This window comes from Gimibacter soli (genome assembly GCF_028463845.1).
Lineage (GTDB): Bacteria > Pseudomonadota > Alphaproteobacteria > Sphingomonadales > Kordiimonadaceae > Gimibacter > Gimibacter soli.
Genome location: NZ_CP116805.1, coordinates 2,057,761 through 2,080,905 on the forward strand (window position 1 = coordinate 2,057,761; position 23,145 = coordinate 2,080,905).

The 23,145-nt window shown below is 61.0% G+C and carries 18 protein-coding genes; 11 read left to right on the forward strand and 7 right to left on the reverse strand.

Translation table 11 applies throughout. From position 1 onward, the window contains the following. Positions 1-3 precede the first annotated feature (3 nt). Both PH603_RS09620 and PH603_RS09625 read right to left on the reverse strand, forming a co-directional pair. Positions 4-1,278, reverse strand: coding sequence for a peptidylprolyl isomerase (locus tag PH603_RS09620; protein ID WP_289502220.1), 1,275 nt, complete (start codon positions 1,276-1,278; stop codon positions 4-6). A gap of 86 nt (positions 1,279-1,364) precedes the next feature. After that, positions 1,365-3,530, reverse strand: coding sequence for an LPS-assembly protein LptD (locus tag PH603_RS09625; protein WP_289502222.1), 2,166 nt, complete (start codon positions 3,528-3,530; stop codon positions 1,365-1,367). 279 nt (positions 3,531-3,809) lie between these two features. Between PH603_RS09625 and PH603_RS09630 the strand changes: the two genes are divergently transcribed. From PH603_RS09630 to PH603_RS09640, 3 genes are read left to right on the forward strand one after another with little or no spacing between them, the layout of a single operon-like run. Further along, entirely contained in the window at positions 3,810-5,276 is a 1,467-nt protein-coding gene (locus PH603_RS09630) for a leucyl aminopeptidase (RefSeq protein ID WP_289502224.1), read from the forward strand. Positions 5,277-5,281: 5 nt separating this feature from the next. Then, complete coding sequence (locus tag PH603_RS09635; RefSeq protein WP_289502225.1) at positions 5,282-5,731, forward strand: DNA polymerase III subunit chi; 450 nt, start codon at positions 5,282-5,284, stop codon at positions 5,729-5,731. Beyond that, a complete protein-coding gene (locus PH603_RS09640; protein WP_289502226.1) occupies positions 5,728-6,201 on the forward strand; it encodes a GNAT family N-acetyltransferase in 474 nt (157 codons plus the stop codon). The genes PH603_RS09635 and PH603_RS09640 overlap by 4 nt, the downstream gene beginning before the upstream one ends. Before the next feature lie 4 nt (positions 6,202-6,205). Here PH603_RS09640 and PH603_RS09645 read toward each other — a convergent pair whose 3' ends face one another. Next, positions 6,206-7,042, reverse strand: a complete 837-nt coding sequence (locus PH603_RS09645) for a DUF417 family protein (protein WP_289502227.1) — start codon at positions 7,040-7,042, stop codon at positions 6,206-6,208. A 224-nt stretch (positions 7,043-7,266) separates the two neighbouring features. Here PH603_RS09645 and PH603_RS09650 point away from each other — a divergent pair, with 224 nt between their 5' ends. Further along, positions 7,267-9,408 (forward strand): TonB-dependent siderophore receptor, encoded by a 2,142-nt coding sequence (locus PH603_RS09650; RefSeq protein ID WP_289502228.1) that lies wholly within the window; start codon positions 7,267-7,269, stop codon positions 9,406-9,408. A 6-nt stretch (positions 9,409-9,414) separates the two neighbouring features. Beyond that, complete coding sequence (locus PH603_RS09655) at positions 9,415-10,620, forward strand: PepSY-associated TM helix domain-containing protein (protein WP_289502230.1); 1,206 nt, start codon at positions 9,415-9,417, stop codon at positions 10,618-10,620. Positions 10,621-10,623: 3 nt separating this feature from the next. Here the strand turns inward: PH603_RS09655 and PH603_RS09660 are convergent, their stop codons facing one another. Further along, entirely contained in the window at positions 10,624-12,519 is a 1,896-nt protein-coding gene (locus PH603_RS09660) for an ABC-F family ATP-binding cassette domain-containing protein (protein ID WP_289502232.1), read from the reverse strand. 119 nt (positions 12,520-12,638) lie between these two features. Here PH603_RS09660 and ndk point away from each other — a divergent pair, with 119 nt between their 5' ends. Further along, positions 12,639-13,061, forward strand: coding sequence for a nucleoside-diphosphate kinase (gene ndk / locus PH603_RS09665; protein ID WP_289502234.1), 423 nt, complete (start codon positions 12,639-12,641; stop codon positions 13,059-13,061). A gap of 56 nt (positions 13,062-13,117) precedes the next feature. Here the strand turns inward: ndk and purN are convergent, their stop codons facing one another. Together purN and purM are read right to left on the reverse strand one after the other, a co-directional pair. Beyond that, a complete protein-coding gene (gene purN / locus PH603_RS09670) occupies positions 13,118-13,774 on the reverse strand; it encodes a phosphoribosylglycinamide formyltransferase (protein WP_289502236.1) in 657 nt (218 codons plus the stop codon). Positions 13,775-13,782: 8 nt separating this feature from the next. Next, complete coding sequence (gene purM, locus PH603_RS09675) at positions 13,783-14,886, reverse strand: phosphoribosylformylglycinamidine cyclo-ligase (protein ID WP_289502238.1); 1,104 nt, start codon at positions 14,884-14,886, stop codon at positions 13,783-13,785. A gap of 173 nt (positions 14,887-15,059) precedes the next feature. Between purM and PH603_RS09680 the strand changes: the two genes are divergently transcribed. The 5 genes from PH603_RS09680 (at position 15,060) to PH603_RS09700 (ending at position 21,730) form a co-directional block, all read left to right on the forward strand. After that, positions 15,060-16,151: a hypothetical protein gene (locus PH603_RS09680; RefSeq protein WP_289502240.1), complete on the forward strand. Its 1,092-nt coding sequence runs from the start codon at positions 15,060-15,062 to the stop codon at positions 16,149-16,151. Beyond that, a complete protein-coding gene (locus PH603_RS09685; protein WP_289502242.1) occupies positions 16,148-17,281 on the forward strand; it encodes an AI-2E family transporter in 1,134 nt (377 codons plus the stop codon). Before PH603_RS09680 ends, PH603_RS09685 begins: the two co-directional genes overlap by 4 nt. Beyond that, positions 17,259-17,927 (forward strand): P-loop NTPase family protein, encoded by a 669-nt coding sequence (locus tag PH603_RS09690; RefSeq protein ID WP_289502244.1) that lies wholly within the window; start codon positions 17,259-17,261, stop codon positions 17,925-17,927. Before PH603_RS09685 ends, PH603_RS09690 begins: the two co-directional genes overlap by 23 nt. Before the next feature lie 134 nt (positions 17,928-18,061). Then, positions 18,062-20,227 carry an RNA degradosome polyphosphate kinase gene (locus PH603_RS09695; RefSeq protein ID WP_353507399.1) on the forward strand — a complete coding sequence of 722 codons (2,166 nt, stop codon included), beginning with the start codon at positions 18,062-18,064 and terminating at the stop codon, positions 20,225-20,227. A gap of 3 nt (positions 20,228-20,230) precedes the next feature. After that, positions 20,231-21,730, forward strand: coding sequence for a Ppx/GppA family phosphatase (locus tag PH603_RS09700; protein WP_289502249.1), 1,500 nt, complete (start codon positions 20,231-20,233; stop codon positions 21,728-21,730). 44 nt (positions 21,731-21,774) lie between these two features. Here the strand turns inward: PH603_RS09700 and rnd are convergent, their stop codons facing one another. Continuing rightward, the gene (rnd, locus tag PH603_RS09705; protein WP_289502251.1) at positions 21,775-22,941 is read right to left on the reverse strand and encodes a ribonuclease D; all 1,167 of its coding nucleotides are present in this window, start codon (positions 22,939-22,941) and stop codon (positions 21,775-21,777) included. Positions 22,942-23,145 lie beyond the last annotated feature (204 nt).

Genomic DNA, 23,145 nt, shown 5'->3' on the forward strand with positions numbered 1-23,145 from the left:
ATATCACCGATAGTCGATGATCGATTTGCGGCGAATGTCACGCAGATAGCGGCGGGCCATCATGGACAGGCGCTGCTGTTCGATCTGGTCATAGATCGCATCGAATTGCGGTTCTTCCACCTCGGGTTCGCGGCTGTCGCACAGGATCAGCACACGCCAGCCATCCGACATCTTCTGCAGCGTCGTGGCCTGACCGATTTCGAGCTTCTCGACCTCGCCGCGCACTTCCGGCTGAATGTCACGAATACGCAGAAGGCCAACTTCCGGCGGCATGTCGGCACCGGATTCATCCACATAGCGGGAAACCGCACCGCACGACGTGGCTTCCTTATGGAGGTTGTTTGCAATCAGTTCAAAGCGGGCAACAGCATCGGCGTCCGCGAGCTTTTCCTGGCTGAGGCCGATCTGGCGCAGGCTGACCTGCGCATCCAGCGGATCTGCGGTCAGCACGCGGCGGCGGTCGCGCAGGGCAAGGATCAGGTAACCCCCGGCGGTCCGCACAGGGTCAGCAACCTCACCAACGCCCACGTTCTCGATAGCGGCGGCCTGGTTCCTGTCCATGTCGTCAGCCGTCAGCCAGCCGAGGTCGCCGCCAACGGCAGCGGAGGACGAAGCCGAGAGCTGCTGGGCGATTTCGGGGAAGGATGCGCCGCCACGGATACGGGAAACCAGTTCTTCGGCGGTGGCCTTCACGCTTGCTTCCTGCTCGGGCGAGTCGACCAGAAGGACGATCTCGGCAAGGCGCAGCTCGAATTTGCCCTTGTTGTCATAGATGCGCTTGATGGAGGCCTCGACTTCCTCGTCAGACACGCTGACGAAAGCGCCCATCCGGCCCTGCACAAGGCGGGACCAGACGATTTCGGCTTCCATCTGTTCCATCATCGTCTTCTTGCTGGATCCGATGTTGGCGAGAGCCTGCTCGAACTGTTCCGGGGTTTGCCCCATGCCTTGCGAACGGCGGGCAAAATAGCTTTCAAGTTCAGCGTCGCTGATCTCGAGCTCGAATTGCTTGGCTTCCTGGATTTCGAGCTTCTCGTCGACCATCGAGCGGATGACCTGCTCGCGCACACGCAGGAATTCCTCCTCGGTGCGGATGCCGCCGGAAATCGCGATCACGAGGCGCAGGCGCTGGTCGATATCGAAGGAAGTGATGGGTTCGTCGTTGACCAGAACCTCAACGCTGTTCAGCGCCTGCTGGGCAGACACCGGCTGGATGGCACACAGGCATCCGGCGAGGGCCAGAATGCCGTTCTTCCAGCTTTTGAAAGAGGTTGTCATACGCTTCCCTGTATTCTTTACCGTCATCGAAGTCTTTCTTCCCGCCCTTTAACGACTGACCTTGTAGTCGGTTTCCGATGGCACGACTAGCCCAAATTCTTCAGCTTCAGCCGGAACAGGATCGAGGTGCCGGGGTCAATATCGCGGTCCCGCGTGTAGGTTTTCCGGAGCGTGGTCGAGAATTCAACGCATTCGTCACGGTAGCCAAGGCCGATATCATATTCGACCCCGTCCCAGCCGTTTGTCAGGTTCTGGATGATCGATCCATAGAGGCGCCACTCGTCCGTAATCCCATAGTGGGCCGTGGCGCGAAGCTCCTCGCGGTCCTCACGGTCATCCAGTTCGAACTGTGCGAGGCCACGGTCGAGATTGAGGTAACCGACCGTGATCGCGCTTTTGGTGCCGCCGACGCGCAGGCTCACCTCGTTGCGGCGGAGCGCCAGCGAGCTTTCATCCATGCGGAAGGCATGCTGGATATCAAGCCAGTCCTTGTAGCTGACAAGCGTCCGCACCACGATATCCGATACATCACCTTCAAGGCCGGTGCCTTCGTCAAACTCGGTGCCGTCGCCCGTCAGGCGGTAGGCTTGGCCGACAAGCACATGGCTCAGCCAGTCGCTGCTTTCATAGCGCCAGCGCATGCCGGCAGTGACACGCGAGCCTTCTTCCCAGAGGTCATAGCCCGAAGCACGCTCAGCCGAGAAGATGTTCAGCTCGTTCAGTTCGAAGGCGCGGCTGTCCTCGTTCACCAGATCCAGCGGCGAGCCGCGCGCCGGCGACAGGGTGACCTCAAGGATCGGCTCCAGCACGTGGGTGCCATGAGCGCCGTAGCGCACCAGCGGATAGGTGGCGCTGCCGGTGATGCGGGAAAGTCCGCGGAACGTGGTGCCGCCGTCCCCGCCGAAGTCCGGGTCGTCCGGTTCGGATGCGTCGGTGATATAATAGGCGTCACCGCGAATGAGCGCGTCGGCATCGAAGACAAAGCCGCTATCGGCAATCCAGCGCCGGCGCCAGTTGCCGGAAATCGACAGGCGGTTCGTATCCAGCCCGTCCGTCCGCTGCAGCATCAGGGCATTGGCCTTCAGGCTGACCGTGCCACCGATCGGCACCGCGTCGGTTACATATTCCGCCTGCAGGAGCGGCAGTACGAAGCCGGTCTTGCCGGAGATATCTTCCTGCCGCAGGCCCTGGAAGGCCATGGCGCTGGCCGCCACATAGGAGCGCCCGAAGAAGCCTTCGAAGCTATAATCGCTGATCAGAGTATCGACCTTCGAGAAGTCATAGCGGCGCAGATAGGTATCGTCCGACGCCCAGTTGACCTGATAGGTCGAGCGCCAGTTGCTGTCGTGCTGGAAGCGGCCTTCTGACGAGAAGTGGCCGCGCACGGTGTTTTCGCCGGTGTCGACGCCATTTTCGTCAAAATCGTTGGCAGGCGTCGCGCTGCCGCTGATCTCGAACTGGCCGATGCCGACATGCTGGCGGTATTCAGCGGCGAGGATCGCGCCTTCCTTCGAGGTCAGGATCGGGGTCAGGGTCGCATCGATGCTGGGCGTGAAAACCTGATAATAGGGGAAGGCAGCAACGACGCCGAGTTCCTTGGTGGTTTTCAGGTCCGGCGGCAGGAGGCCGCTGGCGCGTTCCTGCTCAGGATCAGGATGCGAGAAATAGGGGGTCCAGAGGACAGGCACACCCAGCACCTCAAGACGCGCATCGCGGTAAGTGAGGCGCTTCTTGCCAGCGTCATGCACCACTTCCACGGCCTTGATCTGCCAAAGCGGCGGGCGACTGTCGCCTTCGCACACCTTGCAGGGGCTGAAGACAGCGAGGTCCAGTTCCGTGCGGCCTGTGGTTTCGTCATGCATCGCGCTTTTGGCGGCGACCTGTGCACCGTCCGCGAGCAACAGCCGGATATCCTCGACAAAGGCACGTTTCAGGTTGTCGGTCAGTTCGATCTGCGGTGCGACGATCCGGTTGCCATCCTTCATCGTCAGCGTGACCGCGCCGTGGGCGCTCGCATTGCCGGTCTTCTCGCTGTAGCGGATTTCACCGGCCTCCAGCACCATGCCTTCATGTACCAGCTTCACGCGGCCAAGTGCGCGGGCTTCGCCGGTGTCCGCGTCATAGGTCAGGAGATCGGCACTCAGCTCCACCTCGCCCTTTTCCTGCGCGAAGGCGGGAGAGGTGAGGATGCTGCCTGCCAGAAGGCTGGCGGCAAAAGCCGATCGTGAGAAAACTGTGCGGATGGCAGGCAAGGGGACGATCCGTGATAGTCAGGTCATATTCGTTTTGGTGATACCGGCTTGATGCTGTCGCTGCAATGAAGAAGCGAAGCAAGGGCGTCACCACAGCCCTAAAATGTGGCTTTTTTGGCGGTGGGGACGAAAAGGGCGCTGCCATGCCCTTGCCAAGACGTGGCTTTGGGGGCATCTAGTAACCTGTCTCCCGGCACCAGAACAGGGTGTCCAGCCTTGACCGGTGGCCCTTGCCGCCGCACGGAAGCCGGGCCAACCGACAATCGGGACGAGGAATTCATGCAAGTCAGATTCGAAACAGTCGCCATGCCCAAAACCGGCGCCGTGGTGTTTTTCGTGGAAAAGGATAAAGGCCTGACCGGTCTCGCCGCCGAGGCGGACAAGGCATCGGGCGGGCAGCTTGCCAAGGCCATCAAGCTCGGCCGCTTTGAAGGCGCCAAGGGTGCAACGCTTGATGTTGTGGCGCCGGCCGGCCTTGACGCAGACCGTGTGTTGCTTGTGGGTCTCGGCGAAGTGGACAAGCTGACGGAAGCCGACAAGGTGGAGCTTGGCGGTGCCATCACTGCAGCCCTCGCCATGAGCGGCAGCGACACTGCGACGGCGATTGTCGAAAATGCAGCTGTTTGCCCCGTGGCGCTGGCCGAAGGCGCCGAGCTTCGCAGCTACCGCTTCGACAAATATCGCACCAAAGAGCCCGAGGCCAAGAAACCGACCCTGAAGGCGATTGTGGTTGCCACCAAGGACGGCGACGCTGCGGCCCGCTTCGCAGCGCGCGCCAAGGTGATCGAAGGCGTTTTCTGCACGCGTGATCTGGTGTCCGAACCCGCGAACATCCTGTATCCGGAATCGTTTGCCAACCGCATCAAGGAACTGACGTCGCTTGGCGTTGAGGTTGAAGTGCTGGGTGAAGCCGAGATGCAGAAGCTTGGCATGAATGCGCTTCTTGCCGTGGGGCAGGGCTCGGTCAAGGAATCGCAGCTTGTTGTCATGCGCTGGAACGGCGGCAAGAAGGGCGAGCAGCCCATTTCCTTCATCGGCAAGGGCGTGACCTTCGACACCGGCGGCATCTCGCTGAAGCCCGGCGAAGGCATGGAGCAGATGAAGTGGGACATGGGCGGTGCAGGCACCGTCGTGGGCCTCATGAAAGCGCTGGCCGGCCGCAAGGCGAAGGCGAATGTCGTCGCGGTTGTCGGCCTTGTCGAGAACATGCCGTCGGGTGACGCGCAGCGCCCCGGCGACGTGGTCACCTCCATGTCCGGCCAGACGATCGAGGTGCTGAACACCGACGCAGAAGGTCGCCTCGTCCTTTGTGATGCCATGTGGTACACGCAGGAACGCTTCAAACCGCGCTTCATGATCGATCTTGCAACCCTCACGGGTGCCATCATCATTTCTCTGGGGCATGAACATGCCGGTGTCTTCTCGTCGTCGGACGAGCTTGCCGATCAGCTTTCGAAAGCCGGCTATGCAACGGGCGACAAGACCTGGCGCCTGCCGCTTCACGACAATTACGACAAGATGATCAACTGCCCGACGGCCGACATGAAAAACATCGGCGGCCGCGCGGCTGGCTCCATCACCGCCGCCCAGTTCCTGAAGCGCTTCACGAACGATGTGCCGTGGGCCCATATCGATATCGCCGGGACCGTCTGGTCCGACAAAGACCTGCCGCTCGCTGAAAAAGGCGGCACGGGTTACGGTGTACGCCTTCTCGACCGCTTCGTTGCGGACAATTACGAAGGCTGACGCATATGGCGGAGATCCGCTTCTATCATCTGCAGCGCCAGACGCTTGAGGAAGCCCTTCCGAAGCTGATGGAACGCGTGCAGGAGGCGGGTCTCCGCGCCGTTATCAAGGTGCCGGGGCGAACGCACCTCGATACGCTCGACAAGATGCTTTGGGATTATGACCCCGGCAGTTTTCTCGCGCATGACAAGGAAGGCTGCAAGCATGCCGACATGCAGCCCTTCTACCTGACGACCGGCGACGAGGTGCCGAACGGCGCCAGCGTGCTGGTGCTGGTCGATGCCGTCGATCCGCCCGCCGAGCTTGGCTTCGACCGCTGCCTTTATATGTTCGATGGTCGCGATATGGCCATCGTTGAAAAGGCCCGCGCCCAGTGGAAGACCTTCAAGGATATGGGGGCGGAAATGAGCTATTGGCAGCAGGGTGAGCGTGGCGGCTGGGAGAAAAAGGCATGACCACGCCCCAGAGGATCGACCATCCCTCGCTTCCCTATGTTCTGAGCTTCGATGCTGCCGATCTTGATTTCACCCGCATGCATCCCTGGTACGCCGAGGAAGCTTACTGGTGCAAAGGCATCGCGCTGGAAAAGCTGACCAAGGCTTTCCTCAATTCCCTTTCCGTTGGCCTTTATGAGAAATCGGCGTCGGGGCTTCGGCAAGTTGGCGCGGGACGTGCCATCACTGACCGGGCGACCTTTGCCTATCTTGCTGATGTCTTTCTGGCAGATGAAGCGCGCGGGCAGGGGCTTGGCGAATGGATGGTGGCAACGCTTCTGGCACACCCGGACCTTGCCGACCAGCGCCGCCAGCTGCTGGCGACATCCAACATGCACGCCCTTTACGCCAAGTTTGGCTTCACCGCGCTGTCGAAGCCGGAAATCCTGATGGAAAAGGTCAGCGCCGCGCTGAAGGCCGCACTGACCTGATCCTTCATGCTTTTTCAGGCAGCAGCAGGATTGTGCCTGCCAACAGCAACAGATCTTTCAGCAGAAACTGGCCGCCGGAGCCAAGATACGGGAAGCCAGCGCTTGTCCATGCCGGGTCGAAGCTTGCGAGAAAGCTGAGCGTGACGACGAAGGTGGCCGCACAAGCAAGGAGGCCGAGGCGGAAGAGACCCTTGTTCCACCAGGCGCCGGTCAGAAGGATGACGGTCACCAGTTCCAAGACACCGATCACATTGGATGCCCCTTGGTCGCTGAAATAAGGGACGAGCCACCAGTTGAATACCGGGCTGGTGGACAGAAGCGGCGCAATGCCTGCCGCCTCGGGGCCTGTGAATTTCATCCCGCCGATCCATACGAGTACAAGCAGTAGCCCACCGAGCATGAAGCTGTGGGCTGCGCGGTGCTGTTGCAGGACATAAAGGCAAAGCCCGGCAATCGTCGCGTATTTCAGGATACTTTGCCCCGACCCGATGGCGGGAAAGCCGCCGAGGCTGTCGTCCCACACCGGATTGGTGAAGAGAAGACTGAGCGCCCCGAGCGAGATCAGCAGCAGGATGGTGGCGCCTGCTTTGCGAGTGCGTCCTGCCAACAGGAGGAGGGCGCCAAGCGCTTGTGCGGCGCCAAGGGCGATGGCCACGCTCTCACTGTTCAGGCTCCTTCCGGAAAGGGAGGTATGACCCGTCAGCCAGCGGGCGACAATCGGCGTGGCCGTGCCCGTCAGATTCATGGCGGCGAACCACAGGAAGACGATTGCCAGTGACCCCACGGCGATACGTTGGCGGGTGGCCACGTCCGGCGAATAGTGAACGAGAGAACTGATCATGTCCTGAACCCCTTGAAGGACGATTGGCTGGCGCCATAAGCCGTGAACTCTGCGATCACATCAACTCAAGTATAGGTCATCTTTCGCGAGCCTCAGAGGGTTGCACGGGCCGGGCGTGGGGCGCGCAAACAGGGTGGTCATTGAAATTTCATGGAATTCTGCATTTCTTACCTTGTAATTAAGAATGACTAGCATTATCAGACTCCGCGAAGAGGAGATCGCCCATGTTTGAAAATCATCATCAGCGCCGTCTGGCGCGCATTCTTGGTCTGTCTGTCGCGGCGTCCGCGCTCCTGGCCACTCCGGCCCTGTCTGCAACCTATGCCGCCGGCGACGATGTGGAGGAGATCATTGTCTCCGGCCGCGCGCAGACGCTTTACCGTGTTTCGGAAACGAGCGTTGTGCGCGGTGCTGCTGACCCGCTTGATATCCCGCAGTCCGTAACCGTGCTGAATGCCGCGCTGATCGCCGACCAGGGCGCGCGTGACATGACGGACCTTTACCGCAACATCGCCGGTATCTCGACCTTCAGCTATTCGGGCGTCACTTTCCGTGGCTTCCGTCAGGATCAGGTCTTTTACGACAATCTGCGCGGCAACCCCTTCATCGCCTTCTCGGTACCGAAGCTGTTCAATATCGAGCGGGTCGAGGTCCTCAAGGGTCCAGCCGGCATGCTTTATGGCCCCGGCGAGCCGGGCGGTCTGATCAACTATGTGACCAAGGTACCGACCGAGGAACTGGCCGCGAGCGCGAGCCTGACGGGCGGCAATTACGACCGCTATGGTGCAGCCGGCGATGTTTCGGGCGCGCTGAACAAGAGCGAGACGATCCTTGGCCGGGTGGGTGCCTTCTATGAAAGCATGAAGCCCTTCCGCAATAACACGAAGGACACGTCGCTCATCCTTGATGGTGGTCTTACCTTCAAGCTTGGTGAAAGCGCGCGCCTCATCACGCAAGTCAGCCATTATGACCAGGACATGCAGGCCGCCCGCTTGCGCGGCGTGCCGGTGGACGACAACGGCGATTTCCTTGCCGACCGCGGCTGGAACACCAACGAAGCCAGCGACTTCCTCGACCTGAAAGCCACGGTGCTGCAATCCCGCCTGCTGGGCGAGGTATCGGACGGCTGGAGCTATGAGCTTGCCGTGCGCTATTTCGATGCGAACGAGCGGCAGCAGTATCACGAGGCACGCGGCCTTGTGGATACGGACGACGACGGCGTGGTTGATGCCTCGCGCCGCGAACTGCGCGATCAGGAACGCAACACCATGGGCCTCACCATCGCGGCCTCTAGCGTGATCAACAAGCCGCTTTTCGGGCTCGATAACACCATCCTCGTGGGTGGGGACTATTACCGCGAGGATTCGGACTTCTGGGGCCGCACGGTGCCGAACGTCGAAATCCCGCTCCTCAGCCTCAATAATCCGGTCTACGGCCAGTCAGGCGCGTCCTTCTATGATCTTGACAGCTATACCTTGCGCAGCACGGAATCGCGGCTGACCCGCACCGGCATCTATCTGCAGGACCAGTTGAGCCTGACCGATAATCTCATCCTGATCGCCGGTGTGCGCTACGACGACTTCAAGGACGAAGACCTGCTTGGTGACAGCGGCTTTTCGGATGGTGACTGGGCGCTGCGTGGCGGTGTGATCTACAAGCCCGTTGACGGCCTTTCCTTCTATGCCAGCTGGTCGGAGAGCTTCGAGCCGCAGTCCATTTCCTCGCAAAGCGAGCTTGCCGGCGGGCCTTTCAGCCCGATGACCGGCAGCCAGATCGAGGGCGGCGTGAAGTTTGACCTGTTCAACGGTCGCCTGCAGGGCGGTGCTGCCATCTATCAGATCAAGCGCCAGAATATGCTGCAGGTGGACCCGAACGGGGACGAGAGCGACGGCGTTGCCGACTTCTCGACAATCGGCGAGGTGACGAGCGAAGGCTTCGAGGTGGAGCTTGTAGCCGACCTGACCGATGCCTGGGTGCTGACGGCCAACTATGGCTATAACGATGCCCGCATCACCCGCACCGTGCCGGGCGGTACCTTCACGAATGCTGTGGGCGACCGTTTTGCCAACGCACCGAAGCATCAGGCAGGCCTCTGGACCCGCTATGAAGTTGCCTCGATCAACACGACCTTCGCCGCCGGCATGGAATATGTGGGCGAACGGGTCAGTATTGAAGGCCAGCCGGTTAATCCCTATACGATCTTCGATGCCTCGATCATCTACAAGTTCAGCGAAGAGCTCGATGTGATGCTGCGTGCCGACAATATCTTCGACAAGAAATATGCTGCATCGGGCTTCATCGCGCGTACCGGCCACTTCCCGGGCGAGCCGCGCACGGTGTTTGTCGAACTGCGCTGGAAGCTCTGAGCGTAAATGGCCAAAGGGCGTTCCATATGGTGGCTTGTTCACCACTGGGCGGGGATGAAAGTCAGCCTGTTCCTGACCTTCATCCTCGCCACCGGGACGCTCGCTGTATTGTCGGCTGAAATCGACTGGCTGATCCATCCCGAAATGCGGGTGGAAAGCCGGGAGGGGCCGGTTGCGAGCTGGGGTGAGCTTGTGGTGGCAGGGCTTGCCGCTGCCCCCGAAGGCGCCCGGCTTGAACGCATCAGCGAACCGCGCGACCCGTGGTTTGCGGCTGAAATGATGATTGTGGACGCGGGCGGCAATCGCCAGCGCATTTTCATCGATCCCTGGACGACCGAAGTGCAGGGCATCCTGCCGTGGTTCAACGCCCAGCGGCTGTTCCGGGAACTGCACCGCCACCTGATGCTGCCGGTGAAAATCGGCTTGCCCTTCGTGGGCATTCTTTCGCTGCCGCTGCTGGCCTCGGTGATCACGGCCTTCGTTGTTTATAAACGCTGGTGGCGCGGCTTCTTCAAATGGCCGGCAAGCCCCGGCGCAAAGCGCGGCAGCCCGCGCCGATTCTATGGCGACCTGCACCGGCTGGCAGGCGTGTGGAGCCTGTGGTTCGTGCTCGTCATCGGCCTTACCGGGCTCTGGTATCTTGTGGAATGGGGCGGCGGCAACGCGCCACAGCCCGAGCGCCCGGCGGAGATACTGCCCACTATCGAACAGATCGATGCCGTAACGCTCGACGCGGCCATTGCTGCCGTGAAGGCCGATTATCCAGCGCTTCGCATTACGTCGATCTATTTTCCTGAAGGCAAACCCGGGGGGCTTGTCGTGATGGGGCAGGCGGATGCAATACTTGTTCGCGAACGGGCGAATGCTGTGCTCATCGATCCCGCCACCCCGCGTGTGGTACAGCGCCTGCGCGGTGAGGACCTGACCCTCCACCAGCGTATCAGCGAAGCGGCTGACCCGCTGCATTTTGGCACTTTCGGCGGCTTCTGGGTGCGGCTTTTGTGGTTCTTCTTCGGGATGCTGCTGACGCTTCTGGCGGTGACAGGTATTCTGATTTACGCCCGGCGGCTGGCGCCGAAGGCCTCAGTGGCCGAGACTGCACCCGGCACGCTCATGCGGATGTGGGTGGCGATGGGGCCTTTCGCCTGGCCGTCTGCCGCGCTTTGCAGCATCGGCCTCGCGATGGCGGCAGCGAATATCGCAGCCGGCTGAGGGTCAGCCTGCGGCCTCCACCGCGCTATCATAGGCTTCCTGCGCCTCGAGCCACGCCATTTCAGCGTCTTCCAGCAGGGCTTTCTGCTTGGCGAGGTCAACCTGAAGTGCTGTGACCTTGGCGGTCGCGGCGGCGTCCTGGCTGGCGTAAAGGGCAGGGTTCCCGAGCTTTTCTTCAAGGTTGGCCACCAGCGCAGAGAGCTTCTCGACTTTCGCCTCGGCGCGCTCGGCTTCGCGGCGCAGGGGGGCGAGCTTCAGGCGGATATCGGCGGCGGCCTGCCGCTGGGCCTTGCGGCTGCTGTCGGATTTGTCCGTTTTGTCGGCCCTGTCGCCGCCGCGTTCCTTCAACAGGTGGATGCGGTAGTCGGCAAGATCGCCCTCAAAACGCTTCACATCGCCTTTTTCCACGAGCCAAAGCCGGTCAGCGCAGGCTTCTAGCAAGTGGCGGTCGTGGCTGATCAGCACCACGGCACCATCGAAATCGTTGATGGCATGGATCAGCGCTTCGCGGCTGTCGACATCAAGGTGGTTCGTCGGCTCGTCAAGGATCAGCAGCTGCGGTGCGTCGAAGGTGCAAACAGCGAACATCAGCCGCGCCTTTTCGCCGCCCGAGAGCGATTCGATGGAACGGTCGGCTTTGTCGGCACCGAAGCCGAAGCTGCCGAGGCGGGCGCGTACCTTGCTTTCAATCGCGTCCGGCATCAGCTTCTTCATCTGATCCAGAGGCGTCGATTTCGGGTTCAGTTCATCCAGCTGATGCTGCGCGAAATAGCCGACCTTCAGCACCTTTGATTTGCGGCAGGTGCCATCCATGGGGGCAAGCCGGCCGGACAGGAGCTTTGCGAAGGTCGATTTGCCGTTGCCGTTGGCACCGAGTAGCGCGATCCGGTCATCCATATCGACGCGGAGATCAAGCTTTTTCAGGATCGGATGATCGACCTCATAGCCGACCGAGGCGCCCTCAAGCGCGATCAGCGGCGAGGAAAGCGGTTCGGGGTTCGGGAACCGGAAGGGGATGGTTTCGGACGTTGCCATCGTGGCGATGGGCTGCATCTTTTCCAAGAGTTTCAGCCGACTTTGCGCCTGCTTGGCTTTCGAAGCCTTGGCCTTGAAACGGTCGACAAAGGCCTGAATATGGCGGCGCTCGGCTTCCTGCTTCGATTTCAGCGCAGCTTGCCGCTCCATCTTCTCGGCGCGGAGCTGCTCGAACCGGTCATAGCCGCCCGTGTAGATATTCAGCTTGCCGCCCTCAAGATGGACGATATGGCCGACAGCGTTATTGAGAAGATCCCGGTCGTGGCTGACGATCAGCACGGTGTAGGGATAGCTTTTCAGGAATGTCTCCAGCCAGATTACGCCTTCGAGGTCGAGATAGTTGGTCGGCTCGTCGAGGAGCAACAGGTCAGGCTCGTTGAAAAGAACGCAGGCGAGTGCCACCCGCATCCGCCAGCCGCCCGAATAGCTTGAACAGGGCCGCGCCTGGGCCTCTTCGTCAAAACCGAGCCCCTTCAGGATCGTGGCGGCGCGGGCGTTTGCCGTGTGGGCGCTGATATCGGCAAGGCGCGTGTGGATTTCGGCAATCCGGTGCGGGTCTGTCGCTGTCAGGGCCTCGGCCTCGAGCGACACCAGCTCCTTGTTCGACTGGATCACGGTGTCGAGCAGGCTTTGCGGGCCGCCGGGCGCTTCCTGCCCTACGTGGCCGAGCCGCGCGGAGGGGCGCACCTTCACCTCACCCGTTTCCGGCGAAAGCTCGCCAAGGATCATCTTCAGGAGCGTCGATTTGCCGGCACCGTTCGGCCCCACAAGGCCAACCTTGTGGCCGGCGGGCACAACAACGGTGGCCTGATCGATCAGGAGGCGGTCGCCAATACGGTATGTTATGTCGGTGATATGCAGCATGGGCGCGGCTCTAGCACGGCCAAAGGCCTTGCGCAACGGGGGGCTTGTGGCTTTCGGAAACGGACGCTATAAGGCCGCGAACCGATTCTTATCCCCGTCCAGAAATAAGGAATTTCAAGATGGCCGTGCAACGCACTTTCTCGATCATCAAGCCGGATGCCACCAACCGCAACCTGACTGGCGCCGTTAACGCCAAGCTCGAAGCCGCTGGCCTGCGCATTGTTGCCCAGAAACGCATCCAGATGACCCAGAAACAAGCCGAGACCTTCTACGCTGTTCACAGCGCGCGTCCCTTCTTCGGCGAACTCGTCGAGTTCATGACCTCGGCTCCGGTCGTTGTTCAGGTTCTCGAAGGCGAAGACGCCGTTGCCAAGAACCGCGAAGTGATGGGCGCCACCAACCCGTCGGAAGCCGCTGAAGGCACCATCCGCAAAGAGTTCGCGCTGTCGATCGGCGAAAACTCGGTACACGGTTCGGATTCGGCCGAGAACGCAGCAATCGAAATCGCCCAGTTCTTCGCTGGTAACGAAATCGTCGGCTAATCCCTTCAGGGACTGCCGAAACGGAAAGGCCGGTCATTTGACCGGCCTTTTTGTTTTCAGTTGATGGCGGGGCTTGTGGCCGCCGAGATATTCAACTCGACGCCGTCCCCGTAAACCACGCGGCCATCTTCCACCATCACCTTGCCTTCGGCGATCAGGCGGACGATTGCGGGGTAGAGCCGGTGTTCCTGCACCTGGATACGGGCGGCGAGGGTTTCGACTGTGTCACCCGGCAGCACCGGTACCACGGCCTGCGCGATGATCGGGCCGTTGTCGAGGTCCGGGCGCACATAATGGAGCGTGCAGCCGGCGAAACGCACGCCATCGGCAATCGCGCGGGCGTGGGTATCAAGGCCGCGGTAGGCGGGCAGGAGGCTGGGGTGGATATTGATCATCCGGTCGTGCCAGCGTTCGATAAACTTATCCGAAAGGATGCGCATGAAACCGGCAAGGCAGATGAATTCCGCCCCCGCTTCCGTCAGTTTTTCATGCATCGCATCGTCGAAAGCCTCGCGGCAATCGAAATCCTTGTGGCTGATAGTGGCGACAGGAATGCCGGCGGCCTCGGCGCGGGCAATGCCGCCCGCTGCCGCCTTGTTCGAAATGACGAGGGCGATTTCAGCCGGATAGTCGGCGCGTGCGCAGGCATCGATCAGCACCTGAAGATTGGTGCCGGACCCCGATATCAGGACGCCGAGCTTCAGCTTCGCCATTGCCTGTGTCAGCCCGTGGTGAGGGCGGACCAGTCGGCCGCTTCGCCCCAGGTGCCGGCCTTGCCGGTGACAAGGCAAGTGGGCTTCTCTTCGCCCTTCACGACCTTGCCGATGATGACGGCGTCTTCGCCTTCGGCTTTCAGAAGCGCGACGGCTGCGTCGGCATTCTCGGGCGCCACAACAGCTACCATGCCGATGCCGCAGTTGAAGGTGCGGGCCATTTCCGACGCGCGGATATTGCCTTCGCCCTGCAGCCACGAAAAGAGCGGGGAAAGGGTCCATGCGCCGCTGTCGATCACGGCCTGTGTGCCTTTCGGCAGCACGCGGGGGACGTTTTCAGTGAAGCCGCCGCCGGTGATGTGCGCCAGCGCCTTCACATAGCCGGCGCGAACGCCCTTGAGGCAGCTTTTCACATAAATCCTGGTCGGTGCGATCAGCGCTTCGCCGAGCGTGCGGCTGGCGTCGAACGGTGCCTTGTCGGCATATTTGTAGCCCTTGTCGCCCACAATGCGGCGCACCAGCGAATAGCCGTTCGAGTGAACGCCCGAAGAGGCGAGGCCGATGAGGATATCGCCTTCAGCAACGGTTGAGCCGTCGATCATGGTGCCGCGCTCGGCCGCGCCCACGGCGAAACCGGCAAGGTCATAATCCTTGTCATGGTACATGCCGGGCATTTCGGCAGTTTCACCGCCCACAAGGGCCGCGCCAGCCTGACGGCAGCCTTCGGCGATACCGGCGACGACGGCCGTCATCTGCTTCACATCCAGTTTGCCGGTCGCCATATAATCGAGGAACAGAAGCGGCTCGGCGCCTTGTACCACCAGATCGTTGACGCACATGGCGACAAGGTCGATCCCGACCGTGTCATGGAGCCCCGCATCAATCGCGACCTTCAGCTTGGTGCCGACGCCGTCCGTGGCCGCCACAAGGATCGGATCGTTGAAGCCCGCAGCGCGCAGGTCAAACAGGCCGCCGAAGCCGCCAAGGTCGGGGTTCGAGCCCGGGCGCGCGGTCGATTGCGCCAGCGGCTTGATATTGTCGACAAGCGCTTCACCCGCATCGATATCGACGCCGGCATCTTTATAGGTATAAGACTGTTTCGTATCGCTCACGGCTGGGCTTCCGTTCGTTCGAGGGCGTGTTGTGCCAGCGGCCATATCCAAGGCTTGGGGCTGGCAATCGATCTTTGCGGCGTTATAGTGTCGCCAGCGCGGATATGAAAGGGCTTATGTACAGGATTTTCAAGAGAGCGGCGAGCCTGATGACAGGGCAGGTGAGGGCAGCAATGCGCCTTCCGGCCCTTGGTCTTGTGCTCATGCTGGGTGCGTGGTTGCCGGCAACGGCTGAAGACGGCCTTGAAACCCTTTTCATGATTCGCGACGTGGAGGTGGATGAAACCGCCCGCGATGCCCTGCGTGCCCGCGAACAGGCCCTGCGCGTTGCCGAAGATAAGGCATGGGACAAGGTCATCGACAAGCTGACGCGCGTTGATGACCGCGACAAGTTGCCGCCGCTGTCCTTCGAGGAGCGCCGCCGCTATGTGAGCGGGATCGAGGTCCTGAAAGAACAGGCCTCCAGCAACCGCTATGTGGCGAGCCTCAATGTGCGGTTCGAACCGGAACTGATGATCCGCCTGTTTACCGAGAACGGCGTCGGCCATGTGCTGTCGCTCGGGCAGCCGCTTCTGGTATTGCATGGCCATACGCGCGGTATTTTCACCCATTTCCTGAGCGAGGACGCGACGCTTCTGGCCGCTCGCGATAGGGTCGACTGGGTGAACCGCCTGCGCCCCTATATCTGGCCGGCGGCGACGGAAGCCGAACGCGAAAGCTTCTCATGGCGGCAGATTGTCAGCGGCAATCAGGCGCATATGGCGCCGCACCTGCGCAGCTACGGCGTGCCCCGCGGTCTTGTGATCCAGAGCAGCTGGACAGAACGCGACGGCATGGGTTCGCTCGCCTTCCGCGCCTATGAAAGCGACGGCACGGAAGAACTGCTGTCGGGCGTCACCGAAAAGCCGGTGGGCCCAAAGGCCGAGGAAGACGCGATTGCCGAAATGTATGACGCCATCATCGGCGTCGAGGAAAAGGCATGGCGGCAAAGCCAGTTGGTGGACGCGGGTGCGACCGGCTCGATTGAGGCTGATGTGGCGGCAGAGCGGATCGAAACGTTGCTCGAGATCGAGCGGCGGCTCGACCGAGTCACGCTTGTCACTGCGCATCGCCGCCTGACGCTTGCCTTGCCGCTCAGCCGTATCGCGCTTGATTTCGCGGGGCGCGAGGAACAACTGATTGTCGCCATGAAGCAGGTGGGGCTTGAATTCGTGGGCGAGGGCGAAAGCCGCCGGATCACCCTCACCGGTGCAGGAAGGGAATGACCATGACGCTGTCGCGCTGGCTGTGGATCGGCGGATTTCTGCTGCTGATCGGGTTCCTGTATCTGACGAAAGGCATTCTCTTGCCGTTCGTCATCGGGCTTGCCATTGCCTATCTGATGGACCCTGTAGCCGACCGGCTGGAAGCGATGAAAGTGCCACGCGGCATCGGTGCGGCCATCGTGATTGCCGTCTTCTTCCTCGCCGTCATCGGCATTCTTCTGGCCTTCTGGCCGCTTCTGCAGTCGCAGCTTGCCAACATGTCGGAAAAACTGCCGGCGACGCTCGCCAACTTCCGGCCGTGGCTCAATGGCATGCTCGCCGACCTGTCGGACCGTTTCGGGTTTGCCGTGCCGACCGATGTGGAAGGGGTCCTTTCCGGCGTCAGCGCCGATATTCTCGCCAAGGTGCGGGACAGTGCAGTGAAGCTTGTCTCGGGCGGGATCGCCTTCTTCAATATCATGGGGATGGTGCTGATTTCACCGGTTGTTGCCTATTATCTGCTGCGCGACTGGGACCTGATCGTCGCCCGGATCGATAGCTGGCTGCCGCGCCATGTGGCGCCCGACGTGCGCGAACAGGCCGCGAAGATCGATCAGGTTTTGGCCGGCTTTGTGCGCGGGCAAGTTTCCGTCAGCCTGTCGATGGGGGTGATTTTCGCCATCGGCTGGGCGCTCGTCGGGCTTGATTATGCACTCGTGCTCGGCCTTCTTGGTGGCATCCTTGGCATCATTCCCTTTGTCGGTGCCTTCCTGACAGCGCTTGTCGCGTTCGTGCTGGCCATCGGCCAGTGGGGCTTCGATCCGCTGCATCTGGCGCTTGTGGCCGGTGTGTTTGTCTTCGGGCAGATCATGGAAGGATCGTTCCTGACCCCGCGTTTTGTGGGCGACCGGGTCGGCCTTCATCCCGTATGGGTGCTGTTTGCCGTGTTTGCGGGCGGCGAGGTGATGGGCTTTGTTGGCGTGCTCGTGGCGCTGCCGCTGGCGGCGGCCATCGCCGTGCTTGTGCGCTATGCCATCGAGCGCTATCTCGACCATTATGAACTGCACCCGGTTGCGGTGAATGAAGAACCCAGCCCCGCAGCCCTCGAGACCATCTCGGAAGACGACCGTGAGCCGCCAGTTACCCCTTGATCTGACCCATTCCGCGAGCTTCGACCTGGCCGATTTCATGGTGTCGTCGATCAACCGGCAGGCCTTCGACATGATCGCCGGCTGGCCGGATTGGCCAGCGCATGCCGTGGCACTGGTGGGGCCCGCAGGCTGCGGCAAGACGCATCTCGGGGCCGCGTGGGCCACAATCAGCGATGCGGTCAGGGCCGAACCCGGCATGGCGCCCGAGAGCATCAAGGCAGGTGCGCCTGTACTGATCGAGGATGCCGACAGGGCAGGGTTCGATGACACGCTGCTGTTCCACCTGTTCAACTGGACGCGGGAGACCGGCGGGCGCATCCTTTTCACCGCGCGGACGGCGCCGACGCGCTGGCCGGTGACGCTGCCGGACCTGAAATCGCGGCTCGCCACCGTGCCCGTGATGGCCATCGAGGCGCCAGACGATGACCTCTTGCGCATGATCGTCACAAAACTCTTTTCTGATCGGCAGTTGCAGGTCGATCCTGCAGTGATAGACTATATGATGTTGCGGATGGATCGTTCGTTCGACGGGGCACGGCAGCTGGTGGCGGCAATGGATGCGCGCTCGCTGGCTGGAAAGCGCGAGATTACCAAGCATCTCGCCCGCGAATGCCTGGACGAGCTGTCTGTCGCAAAAGAGTCATAAAGGCGGGTTACTGGATCGGGATGGTTTGAGCCGGTCCAGCCGCAAAGGAGCCTTCGATGGCAGACGATATCGCAAGCGACGCGTCGGTGAACCCGATCCGGCAGCCCGAGGCTGCGCCGGAAGGGGCGGGCGGCATGCCGTCCCGTGAGGATATCGTCGGCTGTATTGCGGCGCTGACACCCCATGACAAATATCTGAACCGCGAGCTTAGCTGGCTGAAGTTCAACATGCGGGTGTTGGAGGAGGCGGAAAACTGCCGTCATCCGCTGCTGGAGCGTGTGCGCTTCCTGTCGATTTCCGGCGGGAACCTTGATGAATTCTACATGGTTCGTGTGGCGGGCCTGAAGCAGCAAAGCGACATGGGCGTTCAGGTGCGCTCGGAAGACGGGCTGACACCGGCCCAGACGCTGGCGCGCGTTGTCGATTATGCCGAACAGCTGATGGACAAGCAGCAGGAGGTCTGGGCGACACTCAGGCGCGAGCTGCGCGAATCCGGTATCATGCTCTTGGACCGCGGCGAGGTGACGGCGACCGATAAGGAATGGATCGAAAGCTATTTCCTTGAAACCGTTTTTCCGCTGCTGACGCCCATCGCGGTTGATCCCGCACATCCGTTCCCCTTCATCCCGAACTTCGGCTTCACGATGGTGCTGCAGCTGGCGCGCAAGAGCGACAACCGCGAGATGGTTGCGCTGCTGCCGGTGCCGCAGCATGTGCCGCGCTTTATCCGTGTGCCGGGCGAAGGCGTGCGCTTCATTTCCATCGAACACATGCTGACGCTTTTCTTCGATCAGCTGTTCCCGGGCTACCGGGTCGATGGCGACGGTATGTTCCGCGTCATCCGCGACAGCGATATGGAGATCGAGGACGAGGCCGAAGATCTGGTCCGCGTTTTCGAAAGCGCGCTGAAGCGTCGCCGCCGCGGTCGGGTGATCCGGCTGAAGGTGGAAAGCGATATGCCGGAAGGCCTGCGCAATCTGGTGATTTCGCGCCTCGATGCCGATGCCGATTCGGTTGTCATGTTCGATGGGGTCCTTGGCATCAAGGATATATCCGAACTGATCGTCGACGATTTCCCGGACCTGAAGTTCAAGCCCTACAATCCGCGCTTCCCGGAACGCGTGAAGGATTTTGGTGGCGATATCTTCAAGGCGATTGCGGCGAAAGACTTCGTTGTCCATCACCCCTATGAAAGCTTCGATGTCGTCCACCAGTTCCTGGTGCAGGCGGCGAACGACCCGGACGTGGTGGCGATCAAGCAGACGCTGTACCGTGCCGGTTCGCAGTCGCAGATCATCAATGCGCTGATCCGCGCGGCTGAAAACGGCAAGTCCGTAACGGCAGTGGTGGAGCTGAAAGCGCGTTTCGATGAAGAGCAGAATATCAAATGGGCGCGCGATCTGGAGCGCGCTGGCGTGCATGTTGTTTATGGCTTCATCGACCTGAAGACCCACGCCAAGGTTTCGATGGTGGTGCGACGCGAAGGGGGCAGGCTCCGGTCCTATGTCCACTTCGGCACCGGCAACTATCACCCGATCACCGCCAAGATTTATACCGACACATCCTTCTTCTCGGCCGATCAGGCGCTGGCGCGCGACGCCAACAAGATGTTCAATTATCTGACCGGCTATATCGAGCCCACCTCGCTTGAAAAGCTGGTGCTTTCGCCCTTCATGATGCGGTCGCACCTGAAGAAGTTGATCGACCGCGAGATCGAGTTTGCACGCAACGGCAAGAAAGGCGCGATCTGGATCAAGGTCAATTCGCTCCTCGATCCCGCGATCATCGACAAGCTTTACGAAGCCTCGATGAACGGCGTGCAGGTGGATATCATCGCACGCGGCATTTGTACGCTGCGGCCCGGCATTCCGGGGCTTTCCGATAATATCCGCGTGAAATCCATCGTTGGCCGTTTCCTTGAGCATTCGCGCATCTGCGTATTTGGCAATGGGCACGGCTTGCCGTCGCGCTATGCGAAGGTCTATATCTCTTCCGCTGACTGGATGCCTCGCAACTTCGACCGCCGCGTCGAAACGCTGGTGCCGATCGAGAACCCGACGGTGCTGGAGCAGATCATGAGCCAGATCATCGCTGCCAACCTGAAGGACAATGTGCAGTCCTGGACGATGCGGGCTGACGGCTCCTATATCCGTGTCCGGCCGGAAGAGGGCGAAGAGCCTTTCGCCTGCCACGATTATTTCATGAAAAGCCCGTCCATGTCTGGCAGGGGGACGGCCTTCACGCGGGAGCGGATCATGCCGCTTGTCACCTACGATCCCGCGGATAAAGAGGATATCTGATATATGACAGAGACTTACGCCGAGGCGAAAAGCTATATCGCAGTTATCGATATCGGCTCGAATTCGGTGCGCCTTGTCGTTTTCTCCGGTCTTTGCCGTGTGCCGGATACCGTTTTCAACGAAAAGATCATGTGCGGGCTGGGTAGTGCCATCGGCACCACCGGCAGCATGAGCGAGGAATCGGTTGAGCTTGCCATCTCCACGCTGAAGCGCTACCGCGCACTCTGCGATCAGATGGGGGTGGGCGAGATTGTCTCGCTGGCCACCGCCGCTGTGCGGGACGCTGGCAACGGTGAGGACTTCGTCCGTCGGGTGAAAGAAGAGTGCCGGCTTGATATCCAGGTGATCGAAGGGCCGGAAGAGGCCCGTCTTTCCGCGCTTGGGGTGCTTTCGGGTGAGCCTTCAGCCAAAGGCGTGATTGGCGACCTTGGTGGTGGCTCGCTGGAACTGGTGCGCATCCATGACGGCGACGCGTTCGAGCGCCGCAGCCTTGAAAAAGGCCCGCTCAGGCTGATGAGCAAGTTTGGCGACGACATGCGCGCCATGCGCCAGCATGTGAAAAACTCGCTGATGGAGGTCGAGTGGCTTGATCACCGCGAGGGCGATTCCTTCTATCTCGTCGGCGGCGCATGGCGGAACATCGCGCGGCTGATGATGAAGGAACAATCGAACCCGCTGCCGATCCTGCAGGGTTACCGTGCAGCTGGCAGCGAAATGGCAGCCTTCTGCGACCGCCTTGCCATGCTGCGCCCGGCCGATATCCCGTTTGGCGACCTTCTCAATGAACGCCGCCGTCAGGTGATCCCGGTGGCGGCGATGATCCTGCGTGAGGTGCTGCGGGTGCTGCGGCCACGCTATGTGATCGTGTCCTCGTTCGGCCTGCGCGAAGGTGTGCTGTTTGACCGGTTGACCCCTGAAAAACGTGCCGAGGACCCGTTCCTTTATAGCTGCCGTCATCTGGCGGAAGAACGCTGCCGCTTTACCGAGCATGCCGACATCCTGTTCGACTGGACCCGACCGCTGTTCAGGTCCGGCGATACCGAGCGCGATGTGGACCGCGAGATGCTGCATATGGCCACGTGTCTGCTCAGTGATGTGGCTTGGCGCGGCCACCCGGATTTCCGCGCGGAAAAAGCGGTTGAGACCGTCCTACATGGCAATTTTGTTGGCGTCACGCACCGGGAGCGGGCCTATGTTGCCCTCGCGCTCAATCAGGCTTATGGCGCACCGCTCAATGTGCCGCATGTGGCTGGCGTGCTGCAGTTCCTGAAGGTGGAGGAAATCCACGAGGCGCGGGTGATGGGGGCCGCACTCCGGCTTGCCCAGCGTCTGTCCGGCGGTGCGGCGGATGCCCTGAAGCTTTCAAGCCTGACCATTGCGCGTGGCAAGATCGTGCTGAGCGTGCCGAAGTCGCAGTCGGAAATCGCCAACGATGTGGTGTTCAAGCGGCTGCTGCAGCTTGGCCAGCTTCTGGGCCGTCAGGCGACAATCCAGACGGTTTGATTGGCTTCGTGGGCTGAAAAGAGAAGAGGGGGCTTTGTGCCCCCTCAGTCATATTCTTCTTCGAAAAGCTCGACCACGTCGATGTCGCCTTTTCGGGCGGTGAGGCCGAGGGTGCCTTTCATCAGCTTTTCAGCATCGGCACCGAAAATCTCGTAGCGCCAGCCATGCATGGCTTTGAAATCGACCTTGTCAGGCTCCGACGCCCAGGCTTCAAGCTCTTGCGCCGAGGCAACCATACGCGGTGCCACGCGGGCTTCGTCGCATTTGATCTTCAGGAGAACCTTCAGAAGGTCGGCCATCGGCGGGGTTGCTGGGCGCGGCTTGGCCTTTTCGATATGCGGCAGGTCGTCTTCGCTCATCTTCATGGCGCGGTCGACCGCCGAGAGAAGGGCTGCACCACCCTTGGAGCGACCGAAGCCTTTCGGCAGACCGCGGATTTTCTCCAGCGCTTCCTCGCTCATCGGCGGGTGCGCGGCGATTTCAAGGATGGTTTCATCCTTGGCGATGCGGCTGCGCGGCATATCGCGTTCCTGCGCCTGCACTTCGCGCCACGCACACAGTTCCTTGACAATGCCAAGGAAACGGGGCTTCGAGGTGCGAACCTTGAGGCGGAGCCAGGCTTCGTCAGGCTCGGTCTTGTAGAGGTTCGGGTCCATCAGGGCCTGCATCTCTTCTTCAACCCACGCACCACGGCCGGTGTCGGCCAGTTCTTTCGACAGCTTGCGGTAAATCTTGCGCAGGTGGGTTACGTCCCCCAGCGCATAATGCAGCTGCGTATCGGTGAGCGGACGACGCGACCAGTCGGTATAGCGGGCCGACTTGTCGAGGCTCGCCCGCGCCAGTTTCTGCACCAGCGTCTCATAGCCAACCGACTCGCCGAAGCCACAAACCATGGCGGCAATCTGGGTATCGAACACAGGGCGGGGCAGGTCACCCGACAGGAGATAGAAAATCTCCAGATCCTGACGGCAGGCGTGAAGCACCTTGACGACATTGGTGTCGGCCATCAGCTCAAAGAAGGCGGCGAGGTCCATGCCGTCGGCCAGCGGATCGATGGCGTGCGCGCCGTGATCGTCCGCAACCTGAATGAGGCAGAGTTTCGGATAATAGGTATGGTCGCGCAGGAATTCTGTATCGACCGTGATGAATTCAGCTTTTTTCCACTCGTCGCACAATGCGGCCAGCGCTTCAGTACTCGTAATCGGCTGCATGCCTGCTTCCATTAAAGTTACAGGGTTTGTCATACACAGCTTTTTCGTGTCCGTCACGCCTTCTATGGATGTTGCGCGCCTGAGCGCAGCATAAGGGACCTCTCGCGCGTGCGGGGTCTTGACAATAGGGGGCTTTCATGCGCTTTTGCGCCAAAATCACAGGCCCTTTTAGGGCCACGCCGATCTATCCTGAAACAAGGACCG

Coding starts and splice junctions, on each gene's coding strand:
- PH603_RS09700 (WP_289502249.1), top strand. CDS start 20,231: ATGACAGAGACTTACGCCGAGGCGAAAAGCTATATCGCAGTTATCGAT.
- PH603_RS09660 (WP_289502232.1), bottom strand. CDS start 12,519: ATGCTGCATATCACCGACATAACATACCGTATTGGCGACCGCCTCCTG.
- PH603_RS09630 (WP_289502224.1), top strand. CDS start 3,810: ATGCAAGTCAGATTCGAAACAGTCGCCATGCCCAAAACCGGCGCCGTG.
- purN (WP_289502236.1), bottom strand. CDS start 13,774: ATGGCGAAGCTGAAGCTCGGCGTCCTGATATCGGGGTCCGGCACCAAT.
- PH603_RS09695 (WP_353507399.1), top strand. CDS start 18,062: ATGCCGTCCCGTGAGGATATCGTCGGCTGTATTGCGGCGCTGACACCC.
- PH603_RS09685 (WP_289502242.1), top strand. CDS start 16,148: ATGACCATGACGCTGTCGCGCTGGCTGTGGATCGGCGGATTTCTGCTG.
- PH603_RS09680 (WP_289502240.1), top strand. CDS start 15,060: ATGCGCCTTCCGGCCCTTGGTCTTGTGCTCATGCTGGGTGCGTGGTTG.
- PH603_RS09635 (WP_289502225.1), top strand. CDS start 5,282: ATGGCGGAGATCCGCTTCTATCATCTGCAGCGCCAGACGCTTGAGGAA.
- ndk (WP_289502234.1), top strand. CDS start 12,639: ATGGCCGTGCAACGCACTTTCTCGATCATCAAGCCGGATGCCACCAAC.
- rnd (WP_289502251.1), bottom strand. CDS start 22,941: ATGCAGCCGATTACGAGTACTGAAGCGCTGGCCGCATTGTGCGACGAG.
- PH603_RS09640 (WP_289502226.1), top strand. CDS start 5,728: ATGACCACGCCCCAGAGGATCGACCATCCCTCGCTTCCCTATGTTCTG.
- PH603_RS09645 (WP_289502227.1), bottom strand. CDS start 7,042: ATGATCAGTTCTCTCGTTCACTATTCGCCGGACGTGGCCACCCGCCAA.
- PH603_RS09655 (WP_289502230.1), top strand. CDS start 9,415: ATGGCCAAAGGGCGTTCCATATGGTGGCTTGTTCACCACTGGGCGGGG.
- PH603_RS09650 (WP_289502228.1), top strand. CDS start 7,267: ATGTTTGAAAATCATCATCAGCGCCGTCTGGCGCGCATTCTTGGTCTG.
- PH603_RS09620 (WP_289502220.1), bottom strand. CDS start 1,278: ATGACAACCTCTTTCAAAAGCTGGAAGAACGGCATTCTGGCCCTCGCC.